This window comes from Cupriavidus sp. GW821-FHT07C08, assembly GCF_059419025.1.
In genome coordinates this window covers 69358-84352 of record NZ_JBWKQZ010000035.1, presented here as the reverse complement: position 1 = coordinate 84352, position 14995 = coordinate 69358, and the positions used below count along the sequence as shown (strand labels likewise).

The 14995-nt window shown below is 67.5% G+C and carries 16 protein-coding genes; 11 read left to right on the top strand and 5 right to left on the bottom strand.

The features are described from left to right. Positions 1 to 243: 243 nt before the first annotated feature. The 3 genes from AC07UK_RS32635 to AC07UK_RS32625 all read left to right on the top strand — a co-directional run bounded on the left by AC07UK_RS32635 (position 244) and on the right by AC07UK_RS32625 (position 2655). Entirely contained in the window at positions 244 to 678 is a 435-nt protein-coding gene (locus tag AC07UK_RS32635; RefSeq protein ID WP_436223558.1) for a CopG family transcriptional regulator, read from the top strand. Between the two features lie 52 nt (positions 679 to 730). After that, positions 731 to 1921 carry an extracellular catalytic domain type 1 short-chain-length polyhydroxyalkanoate depolymerase gene (locus AC07UK_RS32630; protein ID WP_436223559.1) on the top strand — a complete coding sequence of 397 codons (1191 nt, stop codon included), beginning with the start codon at positions 731 to 733 and terminating at the stop codon, positions 1919 to 1921. A 248-nt stretch (positions 1922 to 2169) separates the two neighbouring features. Continuing rightward, the gene (locus tag AC07UK_RS32625) at positions 2170 to 2655 is read left to right on the top strand and encodes a methyl-accepting chemotaxis protein I (RefSeq protein ID WP_436223560.1); all 486 of its coding nucleotides are present in this window, start codon (positions 2170 to 2172) and stop codon (positions 2653 to 2655) included. Here AC07UK_RS32625 and AC07UK_RS32620 read toward each other — a convergent pair. Continuing rightward, positions 2562 to 3713, bottom strand: coding sequence for an AGE family epimerase/isomerase (locus AC07UK_RS32620; protein ID WP_494687338.1), 1152 nt, complete (start codon positions 3711 to 3713; stop codon positions 2562 to 2564). The genes AC07UK_RS32625 and AC07UK_RS32620 overlap by 94 nt on opposite strands. Positions 3714 to 3851: 138 nt before the next feature. On the opposite strand from AC07UK_RS32620, the gene AC07UK_RS32615 reads away from it, so the two are divergent. The 3 genes from AC07UK_RS32615 to AC07UK_RS32605 all read left to right on the top strand — a co-directional run bounded on the left by AC07UK_RS32615 (position 3852) and on the right by AC07UK_RS32605 (position 4914). After that, entirely contained in the window at positions 3852 to 4100 is a 249-nt protein-coding gene (locus AC07UK_RS32615) for a hypothetical protein (protein ID WP_436223562.1), read from the top strand. Between the two features lie 239 nt (positions 4101 to 4339). After that, entirely contained in the window at positions 4340 to 4618 is a 279-nt protein-coding gene (locus tag AC07UK_RS32610; protein WP_013952779.1) for a hypothetical protein, read from the top strand. 23 nt (positions 4619 to 4641) lie between these two features. After that, positions 4642 to 4914 (top strand): DUF6566 family protein, encoded by a 273-nt coding sequence (locus AC07UK_RS32605; RefSeq protein WP_211981222.1) that lies wholly within the window; start codon positions 4642 to 4644, stop codon positions 4912 to 4914. Positions 4915 to 4940: 26 nt separating this feature from the next. Here the strand turns inward: AC07UK_RS32605 and AC07UK_RS32600 are convergent, their stop codons facing one another. After that, positions 4941 to 6575: an acyl-CoA synthetase gene (locus AC07UK_RS32600; protein ID WP_436223564.1), complete on the bottom strand. Its 1635-nt coding sequence runs from the start codon at positions 6573 to 6575 to the stop codon at positions 4941 to 4943. Positions 6576 to 6843: 268 nt separating this feature from the next. Between AC07UK_RS32600 and AC07UK_RS32595 the strand changes: the two genes are divergently transcribed. From AC07UK_RS32595 to AC07UK_RS32575, 5 genes are all read left to right on the top strand, one after another. After that, entirely contained in the window at positions 6844 to 7548 is a 705-nt protein-coding gene (locus AC07UK_RS32595) for a Crp/Fnr family transcriptional regulator (protein ID WP_436223565.1), read from the top strand. Positions 7549 to 7672: 124 nt separating this feature from the next. Beyond that, a complete protein-coding gene (locus AC07UK_RS32590; RefSeq protein WP_436223566.1) occupies positions 7673 to 8314 on the top strand; it encodes an AraC family transcriptional regulator in 642 nt (213 codons plus the stop codon). A gap of 192 nt (positions 8315 to 8506) precedes the next feature. Next, complete coding sequence (locus tag AC07UK_RS32585) at positions 8507 to 10108, top strand: hypothetical protein (protein WP_494687337.1); 1602 nt, start codon at positions 8507 to 8509, stop codon at positions 10106 to 10108. A 306-nt stretch (positions 10109 to 10414) separates the two neighbouring features. After that, positions 10415 to 11050 (top strand): response regulator, encoded by a 636-nt coding sequence (locus AC07UK_RS32580; RefSeq protein ID WP_436223568.1) that lies wholly within the window; start codon positions 10415 to 10417, stop codon positions 11048 to 11050. Continuing rightward, positions 11050 to 12882 carry an ATP-binding response regulator gene (locus AC07UK_RS32575; protein WP_494687336.1) on the top strand — a complete coding sequence of 611 codons (1833 nt, stop codon included), beginning with the start codon at positions 11050 to 11052 and terminating at the stop codon, positions 12880 to 12882. Before AC07UK_RS32580 ends, AC07UK_RS32575 begins: the two co-directional genes overlap by 1 nt. 33 nt (positions 12883 to 12915) lie before the next feature. Here the strand turns inward: AC07UK_RS32575 and AC07UK_RS32570 are convergent, their stop codons facing one another. The 3 genes from AC07UK_RS32570 to AC07UK_RS32560 form a co-directional block, all read right to left on the bottom strand. Beyond that, complete coding sequence (locus AC07UK_RS32570) at positions 12916 to 13083, bottom strand: hypothetical protein (RefSeq protein WP_010812488.1); 168 nt, start codon at positions 13081 to 13083, stop codon at positions 12916 to 12918. A gap of 265 nt (positions 13084 to 13348) precedes the next feature. Next, the gene (locus AC07UK_RS32565) at positions 13349 to 13771 is read right to left on the bottom strand and encodes a VOC family protein (RefSeq protein ID WP_013952771.1); all 423 of its coding nucleotides are present in this window, start codon (positions 13769 to 13771) and stop codon (positions 13349 to 13351) included. A gap of 29 nt (positions 13772 to 13800) precedes the next feature. Next, on the bottom strand, positions 13801 to 14916 hold the full coding sequence (locus AC07UK_RS32560; RefSeq protein WP_436223570.1) for an NADH:flavin oxidoreductase/NADH oxidase: 1116 nt from the start codon (positions 14914 to 14916) through the stop codon (positions 13801 to 13803). Between the last annotated feature and the right edge of the window lie 79 nt (positions 14917 to 14995).

Here is a 14995-nt window from a genome sequence, read left to right as displayed (position 1 = left end):
CCTCCTCTCCCTCAGATGATGTGATCCCACGCCACGCCGACCGGCGTTGCCGATAGCAACCGCTTTGTGCCCTTCGGACCGCACACATGAGAACTCTGGAACACATCCTGCCTTTTGCCTTGCGCCCGCTCCGTCCTTCACCTATTACTTAACCATCCATATAGATGGTCCATGGATGGCAACTAGATGGTTTATAGATGATATGACCGCGCCTTCCATCGCTTGCCAACGCTTAACGACGAAATGGCCCCCCACAAAACCGAAGCGGCACCTCTGACGAACAAACCGAAGGCAGGTGATACGGAAAAAATCACCATCAACCTCGGACCGGTAGACCTCGGGCAGATCGACCTGCTGGTCGAAGAGGGCTTTTACTCGAACCGCTCAGATCTGATCCGGACCGCCATCCGGAACCAACTCGCCGCGCATGCGGTGGTCATCCGGGAAACGGTGAGCCGTCGGGCGTTGGTACTCGGGCTGCAGCACTTTACGAAGAAGGATTTGGAGGCTGCGCGCGCGGCCAATGAAAGACTCAATATCCATGTGCTGGGCCTAGCCAGCATTGCCTCGGATGTCAGTCCTGAGCTTGCGCTGGCGACCATCGAATCCATCGTGGTGCTGGGCGCCTTTCACGCGCCGGCCGCAGTCAAGGCTGCGCTGGCCGGGCGCATACGGTAGTTCGCGGCAATTCCGCTGCCCCCTGGTTCGCCAGGGTTGTCTGGAAACAAGCATGAAAATGAATGACGCGTTCCTCGCCTCGATGCATGAGGCCATGCAGTTGCTGCAGACCGCAGGCCCGATGGAGGCCACCGAGGCCATCCAGCGGGCACTGCGCCAGCACTCGTCCGTGGAAGTGAGAGCCGCTACGGCGGCGCCGATGCCTGCACAGGTGGTTGAACGCCTGCTGACGCACGGCAAGGCTGCGGCCCAGACCGGCGGTGTCGCCGGTGAACCCGCCGATGCCGCCGCGGTGCATGCCCGCGGCACCGGTACCGCGGGCCCGGACAGCGCAGCGGCGCGCGCGCTTGCTCCCCAATCCCCGCCCGCCAGTGCTACTGCGCAGGCCAGGCACTTCAGCCAGCGGACCTTCGCAAACCACGCGGGCACCCGCTCGTACAAGCTCTACATACCGGCCGGCAGGCACAGCGAGCCGATGCCGTTGGTCGTGATGCTGCATGGATGCACGCAGGATGCCGACGACTTTGCCGCCGGCACGCGCATGAACGAGCTCGCCGACAGGCTGGGCTTTGTCGTGCTGTACCCGATCCAGCCCGCCGACGCCAACGCATCGAAGTGCTGGAACTGGTTCCGGCCGGGTGACCAGCAAGCCGAGCGGGGCGAGCCCTCGCTGATCGCCGGCATGACGCGCGAGGTCATCGCCAGCCACGGCATCGACGCCCGGCGCGTCTACGTGGCCGGCCTCTCCGCCGGCGGCGCGATGGCGGCAGTGCTGATCCAGCGCTATCCCGGACTGTTCGCGGCGGCGGGTATCCATTCGGGCTTGCCCGCGGGCTGCGCGCACGACCTGCCGTCCGCGCTGGGCGCGATGCGGGGCGGCAAGGGCATCGGCAGGTCAACGGCCGGAAGCGCGCCGCTGATGGCGCCGAGCCGACCGATGATCGTGTTCCACGGCGATGCCGACAAGACCGTGCGCCCGTCCAATGGCAGCCGGCTGGTGGCACCTTTCGAGCAAGGCGAGGCGCGCACGGACAAGCAACGCGAGACCGTGCGCGCGGGCCACGACTACACGCGGCACAGGATGACGACGGCTGCCGGCATCGATGCCGAGTACTGGGTGATCCACGGTGCCGGACATGCGTGGTCGGGCGGCAGCCGCCGCGGCACCTACACCGATCCGAAGGGGCCCGACGCCAGTGCGGAAATGCTGCGGTTTTTCCTCGCACATCCGCGTGCGGACTGAAGCGCGCAGGGGGCGGAAACGCGCCGGTTTCTCGCTCCAGATCCGTGGATCGCGCCCCAACCGAGGGCATTTATGCTCCCCGTTAGAGCGTCATCAAAGACTTTGCCGAACGCCCTTTAGCCCTCGGGATCACGGCCGATAGGAGGGGAATCCAAGCCCCGATCATCGACCCCACGACCTCCGTTTTTTGCACCGCCGAGCCCCTGATGACGCGCCTGATTATCAACTAGAAGCTCACGCTGATCGCGGTGCTGTTCCTGGTGCCGCTATGTGGCGCGATGCATGTCGTGCTGAGCGCTTCCGCGCATTCGATCCGTGCCACCGATAGTGAAATGCGCGGCCTTTCCATCGTCGGGCACGCGCTCGACTTCATGCGCGAGACTCAGGTGCGTCGCGGCGCCGTCAATGCGGTGCTGGCGGGCGATGCGAGTTTCCGCCCGACCTTCGATGGCGCGGACAACAAGGCTGCCGCCAACCTGGCGCAGTTGATCCAGACCACCGTGGAAACCCCCGCCTTCGACCTCGATGCCGGAGCGCGCAAGCTGGAGACGGCCTGGCAACAGATCCGCGCGCTGGGCCTGAACTTCCCAGCCGGGCCGCTGTTCGAGCGGCACAGCGCGCTGGTCCGGCAGACGCAGCTTTACATCGGCGACGTGGCCGACCGCTCCGCTGGCGGGGTTGGCCACACCGCGCCGGTCAGCGCGGCCAGCGCACTGTATGACGTGGCCAGGTGATAGGGCGAAGTCGACGGCAACTCCGCGCGCACCACTTCCCCCGAGCGCGCCACGCATTCATGCCAGCCTTTTTCCTGCAGGAAGCGGCTGCGGAACTGCTGCGTCCAGGCTTCCAGCGCCGCCATAGACTCCGGCGCGCCATGCACGGCGAGCGCGCGCGCGTACTCGGTCTGCGCCCAGATGCGCTGGGTATCGTCCAGCATGGAGCCATCGGCGTTCAGTGCCGCGCTGACGCCCTGCGTCGACGGCACCACGCCGTGCCGCTGCGCAAAGGCAAAGGCCTGGCGCAGCGTCTCGGCCAGCGGCAGGTCGCCGAACAATGCCGGCCTGCCTGACACCAGCGAGAACCACTCGAACTGGTGGCCCGGCTCGATGCGGTTGCCGGCGCTGCCTTGCGGAAGCTCGGCAATGCAGCCGCTGGCCGGATCGACAAAGCGCTCATGCACGGCCATGGCGATCTCGCGCAGGCGTTCGGCATACCACTCGTCCCCGGTCGCATCGAGCGCGGCCAGGTAGGCCTCGGTCAGGTGCATGATGGGGTTCTGCAGCACGCCGGCGCCCTTGGGCCGGAAATGCTCGGTGAGCGCGGCCTGGTACAGGCCCGCGCCGTCGGCGAAGCGGTCCTCGACGATGTCGACGGTTTCATCGAGCACATCGAGCGCATCAGGGTTGCCGCGCCGCGCGCGGTAAGTGGCGCAGGCAAAGATCACGAAAGCATGGGTGTAGAGGTCGCGCGTGGCATCGAGCGGCGTGCCGGTCGGGTCGACGCTGTAGATCCACGCGCCCTCGCCATTGCCGAAGTAGGCCTGCAGCGAACCGAAGAGCGTATCCGCATGCACATGGTTGCCGGCCAGCGAGAACACATAGAGCTGGCGGGCGCACGCCATGGCGCGATAGCGGGCCGGCGGCAGCGGCGCGGCACTGGCGCCGTCGAGTGCCTCGTAGGGCAACAGGAGGTCGGCGTTCCAGCCGCTGGCGGTCCACAGCGGCAGCACGGTGGCGTCGTAATGTGCCGTCAGGGCGGCGACCTGTTGGATGAGCTCAGGCGAGATGGGCATGATCTGGCAGAGGAAGTACAGGCGCGGCGGAGGCCGCAAAGGCCGTATCTTGCCATGCCGCGGCCGCAAGACAGTCATGGCATTTGCGGCGTCGACTTGCTAGCATCAATGGCGCCCCCCCGCGAAAGGGAGATACCCATGTCGACTTTGCCCCTCACGCTGACTGACGATCACCGCACATTGGTGCTTCACGTCCTGGAAGATGCTCCCGGCCAGTTCACCTGGCGCATCGTCATGGAAGAACGCTGTGGCGCCGCCGACGAGGATTGCACCGTCGCAGCGCCCTCCACCTACGGCTCCCGTGCAGAGGCCGAGGCCGCCTGCTGGGCCGCCGGCAACGGCATACTGGACGGTCCGCGCGCCGCAGGCGAACTGCGCGCCACCTGAAGCGTCCGCGGCGTCGCGCAATACTTGCACTACGTGCCGCGTGTCCTAGTCTGGAAGCGTGGCAGTGGCAACGCGGGGTATGCATTTACCCGCGGTTTTCCGTTCCGGCCACGCCCGGGCAACGTATGCTGCCCGGGGCGCTTCCTGCCACCTGCCTGTCATATTCCTGGCCTTAACTGACCTGGTCGCCGCGCCGCCCCTAGAAACGGGCACGGTGGGCAAGGCCGCAGGAGCATGCAATGGATAAGCCGGTCGTCACGCCCCAGCGCTTCGTTGAACTGATGAACGAGCGCCTCGCCAAGCACCCCCTGTTCCGCGAGGGCATGCGCGTCTATGCCATCCCGCAGCACACCGACCATCCGCGCAGCCTGGTCTGCGTGGGGCCGCGCGGCACCGAATGCGTATGCGCCACCATTGAAAACATCGTGCGGGGTGAATGTGAAGTGTTCCCCGACATCGATCAGGACTGGCACCGCCCGCCCAAACCCGGCACCCCCGCCGAGATGCGGGCGCGCTGAGTTGCCCCGCGCGCCCGACGCCTATGCCCAGCGGATGGCATGACCAGAACGTGACGTACCGCGGCCACCGCATCCATGTCGCGGCGCTGCGCTATGGCGGCCAGCATGACGGGTGGTGGACGCTGCGCGCGGAGATCTGGCATCACGGCAACAAGCTGGCGCTGCCCTGCCCGGCCGCGCAGACGCGCTTTGGCTGCGCCACCGACGCCACGCGCGCGGGCGTAGCCTGGGGGCGCGAGGCCATCGACACGCACATCGCCGGCCAGCACGATGCCGAAGACGCGGCGCTGCACTAGTGCTTTGCTCCTGGCGCTTCAACCCATCAAACGTCGATCGCCGAATCCGACTTCACCTTGCGGCGCAGTTCGAACTTCTGGATCTTGCCGGTCGAGGTCTTGGGCAGCGGCCCGAAGTAGACCGCCTTGGGCACCTTGAAGCCCGCCAGCAGCGTGCGGCAATGCGCGATCAGTTCTTCCGCGCTGACGCTGGCACCGTCTTTCAGTTCGACAAACGCGCATGGGGTCTCGCCCCACTTGGCATCGGGCTGCGCCACCACCGCGGCAGCCAGCACCGCGGGATGCCGGTAGAGCGCGTCTTCCACCTCCACGCTGGAGATGTTCTCGCCGCCGGAAATAATGATGTCCTTGCTGCGGTCCTTGATCTTGATATAGCCGTCGGGCATGCACACGCCCAGGTCGCCGGTATGGAACCAGCCGCCGGCAAAGGCCTCGCGCGTGGCCTTCTCGTTCTTGAGGTAGCCCTTCATGCAGATATTGCCGCGGAACATGATCTCGCCGATGGTCTCGCCATCGGCCGGCACGGGCTGCATGGAATCGGGATCGAGCACCGCCACCTGCGACTGCAGGTGGTAGCGCACGCCCTGGCGCGCCTTCTTGACGGCGCGGTCCTGCTCGGACAGCGTGCTCCAGTCATCCTGCTCGGCGCAGACCGCGGCCGGGCCGTAGACCTCGGTCAGGCCATAGACATGGGTCAGATCGAACCCCATCGCCTCCATCTGCGCCAGCACCGCGGCCGGCGGCGGTGCGCCGGCCACCATGCCGCGCACCGGGCCGCGCACGCCCTCGCGCCAAGCGGCGGGCGCATTGACCAGCGCGGTATGCACGATCGGCGCGGCGCAGTAGTGGGTCACGCCCTCTGCACGCATCAGGTCGAACACCAGCCTGGGCTCGAACTTGCGCAGGCACACGTTGACGCCCGCGCGCGCCGCAACGGTCCACGGGAAGCACCAGCCATTGCAGTGGAACATCGGCAGCGTCCACAGGTAGACCGGGTGCTTGGGCAAATCCCACTCAAGGATATTGGACACGGCATTGATGGCCGCGCCGCGGTGGTGGTAGACCACGCCCTTGGGGTCGCCGGTGGTGCCCGAGGTGTAGTTCAGCGCGATGGCTTCCCACTCGTCGGCCGGCATGTGCCACGCGTAGTCCGGGTCGCCCGAGGCGAGGAAGGCTTCGTAATCGGTGTCGCCGAACGGCGCCTCTTGCGGGCCCAGCACGTCATGCACGGCGATGACCTTCAGGCCGGGGATCTCCAGCGCCATCTGGCGTGCGAGGTCGACAAACTCGGTATCGGCCAGCAGCACGCGGGCCTCGCCATGGCGCAGCATGAAGACCAGGTTGGCGGCGTCGAGGCGGATATTCAGCGCATTGAGCACGGCACCCGCCATCGGCACGCCGAAATGCGCCTCCACCATGGCCGGCGTATTGGGCAGCAGCGCGGCCACGGTATCACCCTTGCCGATGCCGGCCCGCGCCAGCGCGCTGGCCAGGCGCCGCGCGCGCGCATAGGTGTCGCGCCAGTTCTGGCGCAGCGGGCCGTGCACGATGGCCAGGCGCTCGCCGTACACCTCGGCGGCGCGGACCAGGAAGTCGATGGGCGTAAGCGGCACGAAGTTGGCCGCGTTGCGGGCCAGGCCGCTGTCGAAATCGGTGGGCATTGCTTGTGTCTCCGCGTATCTGGCGGCGTTGGCGGCGGGGCCGCGCAACAGGCCGCGTGATGCTGTCAATGCGCTGCATGGGTGCAGCGATGTCCGGGGCGAGGTGACCATTGTCCGCGCCATCCGGCGCTGTCACTTTTTCTGGCACAAGGCTATCATCGCACACGCTGGCGCACTGTCGCCCAGACGACAAACCTGCCGCAAACCCGCGCCAGGCAAGGCTTACACGATTCTTACAGGGACCCGGCCCGAGCCGCGCGTCCATGCCATGAGCGAACCTGCAGACCCGATTTCCGCCCCTGCCGCAGTCCTTGCCGGCCATGCCTGGTTCGGCGCACTGGCGCCGGAACACCAGGCGCTGGCCGCGCGCGAAACGCTGCTGCAGTCCTTTGCCGCGGGCGCCTTTATCGCCCGGCGCGGCGAGCCCTCGCGCCACTGGATCGGGGTGGACAGCGGCCTGATCAAGCTGGCGGTGTACACCCCCGACGGGCGCGGCTGCACCTTCTCCGGCGTGCCCGCGGGCGGATGGTGCGGCGAAGGCAGCGTGATCAAGCGCGAAGACCGCCGCTATGACGTGATCGCGATCCGCGACTCGCAGGTGCTGCTGGTGCCAGAGCCGGTGTTCAACATGCTGCTGGCGCAGAGCCTGCCGTTCGCCAGCTTTGTCGTGGGCCAGCTCAACGAGCGCATGGGCCAGTTCATCGCCACCGTGCAGAACGACCGCCTGCTGGGCGCCGATGCGCGCGTGGCCCAGGCCATCGCGCAGCTGTTCCACCCGGACCTGTATCCGCGCACCAGCCCCGTGCTGGAGCTGTCGCAAGAAGAGATCGGCCTGCTGACCGGGCTGTCGCGCCAGCGGGTCAACCAGGCGCTGCGCCGGCTGGCCGATGCCGGCATGGTCCACCTGTCCTACCAGAGCATCCGCGTGACCGACCTGCCCCGGCTGCGCCACTTCGGGCTGTCCGAGCTGTAACGCCGCCGTCACCGGGCGCCGTGAACGATCGAACGGACGATGTCCGCGGCCTTGCGCGGCCCGTGGAATCCTGCGACAGTTACCGGCCGCACCCCCTCCGCTCAGCTTCCGGGTTGTCTTCCGCATGCCGCTTGTCAGCCGTCACCACGTCCGCTTTGCCCGCCTGCGCTTCCCCTTTGCTGTGCACGTGCAAGCCCTGCACGGCACGGCCAGCCTGCGCGACGCCAATGCGCGGCGCGAGGTGCGGCCCGGCGACCCGTTCGTGGTCCACGCCTTTGCCCACTTCGACTGCGACTTGCCCGGCACGTGGCAGCACCCCTGCGCCATCGTCCTGACCGCCGTCCCGGACAGCGAATGCCCCCGCCTGGCCGGCAAGCCCGGCGACAGACCCTGGTCGCGCCGCCTCGCCGGCCTGGTCTTTTCCCGCCCCGATACCGACTGGAACGTCGAGCGCCTGGCCGCGCAATGGCAGGTGCCGGCACGCCAGGTGCGCGCCCGGCTCTTCGCCGAAGGCGAGGCCCTGCACCCGCTGCTGCGCGAGCAACGCGCCGCCCATGCCCTGCACGCGCTGGCCGCCGCCGGCCCGGTGTGCTCGCTGGACGTGCTGGCGGCGCATGCCGGCCTGCGTTCCGGCAGCGCGCTGGCGCGCAGCTGGCAGAACTGGTTCGGCATCGATGCGGTGCGCCTGGTGGAGGATTGCCGGGCTGGCAGCCGCATCACAGTGCCCGCCCCCACCTGGCCTGGCCTTGTGCCGACAGCCGCCTGACTTAGCGGCGTCCGCGTCACACCGCGGGGAATTTGTCAACCACCGTAACGAAGGTTGGCTTCATTTGCGCGCTTCCCGCAGAATCGCGCCCGCAGGGCGGGCCAGCCACCCTGTGGGCGGGGTCCTGCATGAGCCAGGTGTCCAACACCGCAGCGCCCTGCCATAACAAAAACCAAAGAAAGCAATACAGGGATGAAAACAAGACATCTGTTTTTGACGGGTCTGGCTGCAGCCGTGCTGTCGGCATGCGGAGGCGGTGGAGGGGAATCGACGGCGCCTGCCGCGACCAAGATCAGCGGCACCGCCGCAGTTGGCGCTGCGCTGGGCAATGCCGCCGTGCAGGCCAAGTGCGCATCGGGCAGCGGCACCGCCACCACCGCGGCGGACGGCAGCTTCACCATCAGCATTGCAGGCGCCACGCGCCCCTGCGTACTCAGCGTCAAGGCGCCTGACGGCACCACGCTGCACTCCGTGGTCGAAGCCGGCACCGGCACCACCGCGACGGCGAACATCACGCCGCTGACCGAACTGGTCACCGCTTCGCTGGCACAGGGCAACACCGACGCCTTCTTCGAGCAGTTCGACGCGAACGCACAGGCCAGGCTCTCCACCGACAACGTGAACGCCGCCATCGGCGCCGTGCGCCTGGTGCTGACGGGCGTGGTCGACTTCTCCAACATCGACCCGGTCAAGGACCCGCTGGTGGCCGCCAACGGCGCCAACGCCGGCAATGCACAGGACAAGCTGCTGGACCAGCTGGGTGATCGGCTGGAGGCGTCCAAGACAACGCTGGCCGAGCTCTCTTCGGCAGTCGCTGCCAATGCCGGCGCGACGGCGGTCCAGACCGTACTGCAACCGGCAGCGGCCAGCTGTGCCGGGTTGAAGACCGGCAAGTACCATGTGGTCGGGCTGGGCACCGCGGCCGCTGAAGCCGGCGAGATCGATGCTGCCGCGCTGAAGCTCCAGATCGGCGCCGAGGTGATCCCCTTCACCGCCGTCACGGCGGATGCCTGCCGCTTCACGGTGCCGGGCGAGAACAGCACAACCAACACGGCGCTGGTCTCCAAGTCGGGCCTGGGCGTAGTGCTGCCGCCGGCAGGCACGCTGTCGGAATTGCCCACCCTGCTGGTGCCGGCCCAGGCCATTGCGCTGACCGACCTGGCCGGCGACTGGAACGGCCTCGGCATGGAGCGTTACGACAACACGACGCCGTATGCACCGCGTCGCGTGACCTTCAGCATCGATACCGCGGGCAAGGTGACCAAGGGGGCGGACTGCTCCGGCATTGACACCTGTGAAGCCTGGCTGCCGAATGAACTGCCGACGGTCAGCGCCAACGCCGACGGCAGCTTCAAGATCACCGACAGCTTCGGCGTCCAGTTTGCCTACGCGTTCAAAGGCACCGATGGCCAGGTGACCGTCATCATCACGCACGACGACGGCTTCATGATCGCCGCCAAGCAGATCGCACGTGCGCTGCCAGCGGTGGGCTCGGGCGGCTCGTACTGGGACTCGATCCTGTACTCCGGCATGGCCCCCGTATTGAACGGCCCGACGGCGTGGTCGACCACGATCGCCTCGGTGGACGCCCAGACCGGCACCTACACCCGCAAGCGCCTGGAAGACAACCGCCTGGACGTCTGGAAGGTGAACAGCCCGGCCATTGGCCTGCGCCGTCGCGCAGCAACCAGCAATGCATCGGAAATGATTTCGCTGATCCCGGGCAATACCGGCCTGACCCTCGGTATCGCCGTGAACGGATCGTTCTACGATATCTCGGTCGGCCGCCCGTAACCTCGCGGCCAACCGTGAATCCGGGCACCCCGTGCCCGGACACGAAGCAAGCCGGTGCCGCCCTGCGGCACCGGCTTTTTTCTTTCCCGCTCCGACCGCAGGCAAAAAAATACCCACCGCCGGGTGGTAGTGGGTAAGGAAAAGCGGTGTAGGCACGTCGCGGAACTGCCCACGCCTCGAATCTTCGCATCGCCACGCCGCGCGGCAAATAATCTTTCCGGACTAGTCGCACGCACGCACTTTGTGCATGGACAAGCGCCCGGGATTCTTGTCCAATGGCTTTCGCCCGCTGCCCGCCCTTCGCCAATGTCCCGCGCCCGCCTGCTGCTGATCGACGACCATACCTTGTTCCGCACCGGCCTGCGCCTGGTGCTGGCCGACAGCCCCAGCGTGGCGCATATCATCGAGGCCGGCTCGGTGATGCAGGCGGTGCAGGACCATGGCGGCGCGGCCGTGGACATCCTGCTGCTCGATATCCAGATGCCGGGGCTGAACGGCATCGAAGGCGTCAAGGTGCTGCGCCGGCATTTCCCGACCGCACGCATCCTGATCGTGTCAGGCACGTCGGGCCTGGAGATCATCCCGGCCGAGGTGCGGCGCGACATCGCGGGCTTCCTGCCCAAGTCCGCCGATGCCCGCGAGATCGAGGAAGCGATCGCCTGTTGCCTGGCAGGCGGCACGCATTTTTCCGGCGATGCCGATGCCGGCACCCAACCGCCGCCGGCGCCCTATGCCGCCAGCGCGCTGACGCCGCGCCAGCTGGAGGTGCTGCACCAGCTCACGCTCGGCCGCTCGAACAAGGTCATTGCCTACCATATGGGCCTGTCCGAAAACACCGTGCGCGTCCATGTCGCGGCCATCCTCAGTCATCTTGGCGTGGTCAGCCGCCTGGAAGCCATCCTTGAAGCCCAACGCCGCGGCCTGGTGCAGGCGGCGCGGTGATGGCGGACCAGGCGGCATCGTCACGCATGCGGCTGCCGTGGCTGCCCCGCTACGACGAGCCGCGGTTGCTGGCCGCGCAGATGTCCCTGATCGACCAGAGCTTCAGCAGTGCCATGCTGGGCTGCTCGCTGGCGGCCTTTATCCTGGCGACGGGCCTGACCCTGACCGGCAACCGGCCCGGCGCCCTGCCCTGGGCGTGCGCGATGGCCCTGGCCTGTGCGATTGCGTATTTCGGCCGGCTGCGGCTGCCGGGACGGCTCTCCGAAACCGGCGCGGGGCGCTACGCGCGCGGCATGACCGCGATGCTGACGCTGATCGGCGCGCTGTGGGGCCTGGTGGCATGGCTGTACCTGGACGTGCGCCAGCCTGCGGTGGTGATCTGCGTGTTGTCGCTGATCGCCGGCATGAGCGCGGCGGCGCTGGCCGTGTTCTCGGCCTGCCTGCCGGTGGCAATCGGTTTCTTCCTGCCTGCGATCGTTCCGGTCTGGATCACATTCCTTGCCACCGGCGATATCGAGTACCTGCCGATGTTTCTCGGCACGCCGCTGTACCTGTGCGTGCTGCTGGTCTTTGCCCGCAACTACGCGCGCGTGGCGCGGCACGCGATTGCGCTGCAATTCGAGAACGTGGAGCTGATCTCGCAGTTGCGCGAGCAGACCGCGCGCGCCGAGGCCGCACAGCATGCGGCCGAAGACGCCAGCCGGGCCAAGTCAGTGTTCCTGGCCTCCGCCAGCCATGACCTGCGCCAGCCGCTGCATGCAATGGGACTGTTCCTGGTATCGCTCGGGCGCACCGGGCTGGATGAACGCCAGCGCCAGCTGGTGGCGCATATTGAAGCCTCTTCCGGCGCGGCGCGCGAGATGCTGAACTCGCTGCTGGATTTCTCCAAGCTGGAGGCGGGCGTGATCACGCCCCAGGCGCGCGCCTTCCGCCTGCAGCCGCTGCTGCACAAGCTGGAAAACGAGTTCGCGCCACAGGCCGACGCACGCGGGCTGGTGTACCGCACGCGCGATACCACCGCCATGCTCTACGGCGACCCCACGCTGGTCGAACTGGTGCTGCGCAACCTGATCGCCAATGCCATCCGCTATAGCCGGCAAGGCGGCGTGCTGGTGGCCTGCCGCATGCGCCGGCTGCACGCCGTGGTCGAGGTATGGGACACCGGCATCGGCATACCCGCCGCGCAGCACCGTGACATCTTTCGGGAATTCCACCAGCTCGGCAATCCGGAGCGCGACCAGCGCAAGGGGCTGGGCCTGGGCCTGGCCATTGTCGACGGCCTGGCGCGCACCATGCGCACGCGCGTGACGCTGGGCTCACGGCCCGGGCGCGGCTCGGTGTTCCGCTTCAACATGCCGCTGGCATGGGGCACGCCGGAAGAAGCGCCACGCCCGCCGGCGCCGCACAGCCTGGACGGGCTGCGCGTGCTGGTGATCGACGACGACGCCGCCATCCGCACCGCCATGTCCGAACTGCTGGCGGCGTGGCAATGCGAGTGCCGCACGGCCGAATCCGAGGAAGTAGCGCTCTCGCTGCTGCCGTCCTTCACCCCGGCCCTGATCCTGGCGGACTACCGCCTGCGCGGCCACCGCACCGGCCAGGAAGCGCTGGACGCGATCCGCCAGCGGCTGGGCCGGCACGTGCCAGCGATCATCATCACGGGGGATACGGCGGCAGACCGGCTGCGCACCGCGCACGCGTCCGGCACCGCGCTGCTGCACAAGCCGGTGGTACCGCAGGAATTGCAGGCAGCGATCGATGCGCTGCTGCGCGACCCGGCCACGCAGGGCGAAGCCAACCCCGACTGTCAGGCGACGGCCGTGGCAAGGTAAGCAGCACCCCCGGACAGCCGGGGGCCGGCGGCGTCAGCCGCCCGAGTGCAGCGGGGACAGCGAATAGGCGAGTACCAGCCCCGCAACGATCGCCGGGGAACCCAGCCGGATCGCGGTGCTGCGGGATAGCACGCCCAGATACACATACAAACACACCAGCACCATCGCAGTCACATACAGCAGGCTGTCATAGACTTGCATGGATGTCTCCCTTGCCATTGTTCTTATTGCTTTACTTCGGTGGGCTGCCGACGGGGCGCGATGCGGGGGTCTTGCGGGAATGCGTGGGGGGCGCTCCGTCGCCAGCATGCTATGGCTGTCTGTTGAAATGATAGTCACCACTTCGACGGAGCGTGGCAATCATGGAAATCCCTTTGCGGCACCGCACCAGTCATGATGCAGCGCCGCAAAGCAATGTCTTAACACAAGGGATTCAGGCGTGCGCAAGGCGCGCACCGCGCCGGTTTCAATCCGCGGGCAGCATCTCGGGATTCCACGCGATTTCCCACAGATGCCCGTCGGGATCCTGGAAATAACCGGCGTACCCGCCCCAGAACGTATCCTGCGCCGGCTTGACCACGCTGGCGCCCGCCGCCAGCGCCTGGGCCATCACCGCATCCACTTCCGCCTTGTCGCCGACGTTATGCGCCAGCGAGAAATCCGTCTGCGCGCGCGGCGTCACCGGCAGTCCGGTGTCATGCGCAAGACTGGTGCGCGGCCAGACTGCCAGCTTCAATCCGGCCTGCAAGTCGAAGAAGGCCACGGCGCCGTGCTCGAACTGCTCGCCGACGATGCCTGCGGTGGGCAGGCCCAGGCCGTCGCGGTAAAAGCGCACCGCACGCTGCAGGTCATCGACTCCCAGCGTGATCAGCGTAATCCGGGGTTTCATTGCGGGACCCTCCTGTTTCGACCGGCAGCCTAGCGCTGCCCGAAAGCCGCATCGGCGAACAGGTCCTTTAGTTCGCGCGGCTGCGACCGCCAGTATTGCTTCGGCGCCTGCACGCTTGCGCCGAGCCGCGCGGCCGCATGCCAGGGCCAGCGCGGGTCATACAGCATGGCGCGGGCCAGCGACACCGCGTCGGCTTCATGGTTGGCGATAATGGCCTCGGCCTGCTCCGGCTCGGTGATCAAGCCCACCGCAATGGTCGGCAGGCGGACCTCGGCCTTCACGCGCTGCGCGTAGGGCACCTGGTAGCCGGGCCCGAGCTTGATCGCCTGCTGCGGCGACACGCCGCCGGTGGTCACATGAATTGCCGCGCAGCCGCGTGCCTTGAGCGCCTTCGACAACGCCACCGTTCCTTCGATATCCCATCCGCCCGGCACCCAGTCGGTTGCGGAAATACGCATCCACACCGGACGCTCAGCCGGAAAAGCCTCACGTACCGCGTCGAATACCTCGATCGGGAACCGCATGCGGTTCTCCAGGCTCCCGCCGTATTCATCGTCACGATGGTTGGCCAGCGGCGACAGGAACTGGTGCAGCAGGTAGCCGTGCGCGGCATGGATCTCGATCCCATCCAGCCCCAGCCGCGCCGCACGCCTTGCCGCCGCGACAAAGTCATCGCGCACCTTGTCCATGCCGGCACGATCCAGCGCGACAGGCGCGACTTCTTCCACGCCATGCGGTACCGCGGAAGGCGCCACCGCATGCCAGCCACCCGGCGCATCCGGCGCGATCTGCTGCCCGCCATCCCACGGCGCCTGGCTCGACGCCTTGCGGCCGGCGTGCCCCAGCTGGATCGCAATGGCGATCGGCGAATGCGCGCGCATCGCCTTGACCACGCGGCCAAGCGCCGCCTCGTTTTCGTCGGAATACAGGCCCAGGTCCTGCGGCGTGATGCGCCCCTCGGGCGAGACCGCCGTGGCTTCCACGATCAGCATGCCGGCGCCGGACAGCGCGAGCGAACCAAGATGGATCATGTGCCAGTCGCCCGCATTGCCGTCCTGCGCGGAATACTGGCACATCGGGGCGATGATGATGCGGTTGGCGAGGGTGAGGTCGCCGATGGCGAGCTGTTCGAACAGATGGCTCATGCGTGCTGCTCCTTGCTGGGATCGGACAGGGAATATCGATTCTAGGCCGGCGCCGGAATTGCTGCCGGCCCGGCCACGC

Coding starts and splice junctions, on each gene's coding strand:
- AC07UK_RS32635 (WP_436223558.1), top strand. CDS start 244: ATGGCCCCCCACAAAACCGAAGCGGCACCTCTGACGAACAAACCGAAG.
- AC07UK_RS32630 (WP_436223559.1), top strand. CDS start 731: ATGAAAATGAATGACGCGTTCCTCGCCTCGATGCATGAGGCCATGCAG.
- AC07UK_RS32620 (WP_494687338.1), bottom strand. CDS start 3,713: ATGCCCATCTCGCCTGAGCTCATCCAACAGGTCGCCGCCCTGACGGCA.
- AC07UK_RS32615 (WP_436223562.1), top strand. CDS start 3,852: ATGTCGACTTTGCCCCTCACGCTGACTGACGATCACCGCACATTGGTG.
- AC07UK_RS32610 (WP_013952779.1), top strand. CDS start 4,340: ATGGATAAGCCGGTCGTCACGCCCCAGCGCTTCGTTGAACTGATGAAC.
- AC07UK_RS32605 (WP_211981222.1), top strand. CDS start 4,642: ATGCCCAGCGGATGGCATGACCAGAACGTGACGTACCGCGGCCACCGC.
- AC07UK_RS32600 (WP_436223564.1), bottom strand. CDS start 6,575: ATGCCCACCGATTTCGACAGCGGCCTGGCCCGCAACGCGGCCAACTTC.
- AC07UK_RS32595 (WP_436223565.1), top strand. CDS start 6,844: ATGAGCGAACCTGCAGACCCGATTTCCGCCCCTGCCGCAGTCCTTGCC.
- AC07UK_RS32590 (WP_436223566.1), top strand. CDS start 7,673: ATGCCGCTTGTCAGCCGTCACCACGTCCGCTTTGCCCGCCTGCGCTTC.
- AC07UK_RS32585 (WP_494687337.1), top strand. CDS start 8,507: ATGAAAACAAGACATCTGTTTTTGACGGGTCTGGCTGCAGCCGTGCTG.
- AC07UK_RS32580 (WP_436223568.1), top strand. CDS start 10,415: ATGTCCCGCGCCCGCCTGCTGCTGATCGACGACCATACCTTGTTCCGC.
- AC07UK_RS32575 (WP_494687336.1), top strand. CDS start 11,050: ATGGCGGACCAGGCGGCATCGTCACGCATGCGGCTGCCGTGGCTGCCC.
- AC07UK_RS32570 (WP_010812488.1), bottom strand. CDS start 13,083: ATGCAAGTCTATGACAGCCTGCTGTATGTGACTGCGATGGTGCTGGTG.
- AC07UK_RS32565 (WP_013952771.1), bottom strand. CDS start 13,771: ATGAAACCCCGGATTACGCTGATCACGCTGGGAGTCGATGACCTGCAG.
- AC07UK_RS32560 (WP_436223570.1), bottom strand. CDS start 14,916: ATGAGCCATCTGTTCGAACAGCTCGCCATCGGCGACCTCACCCTCGCC.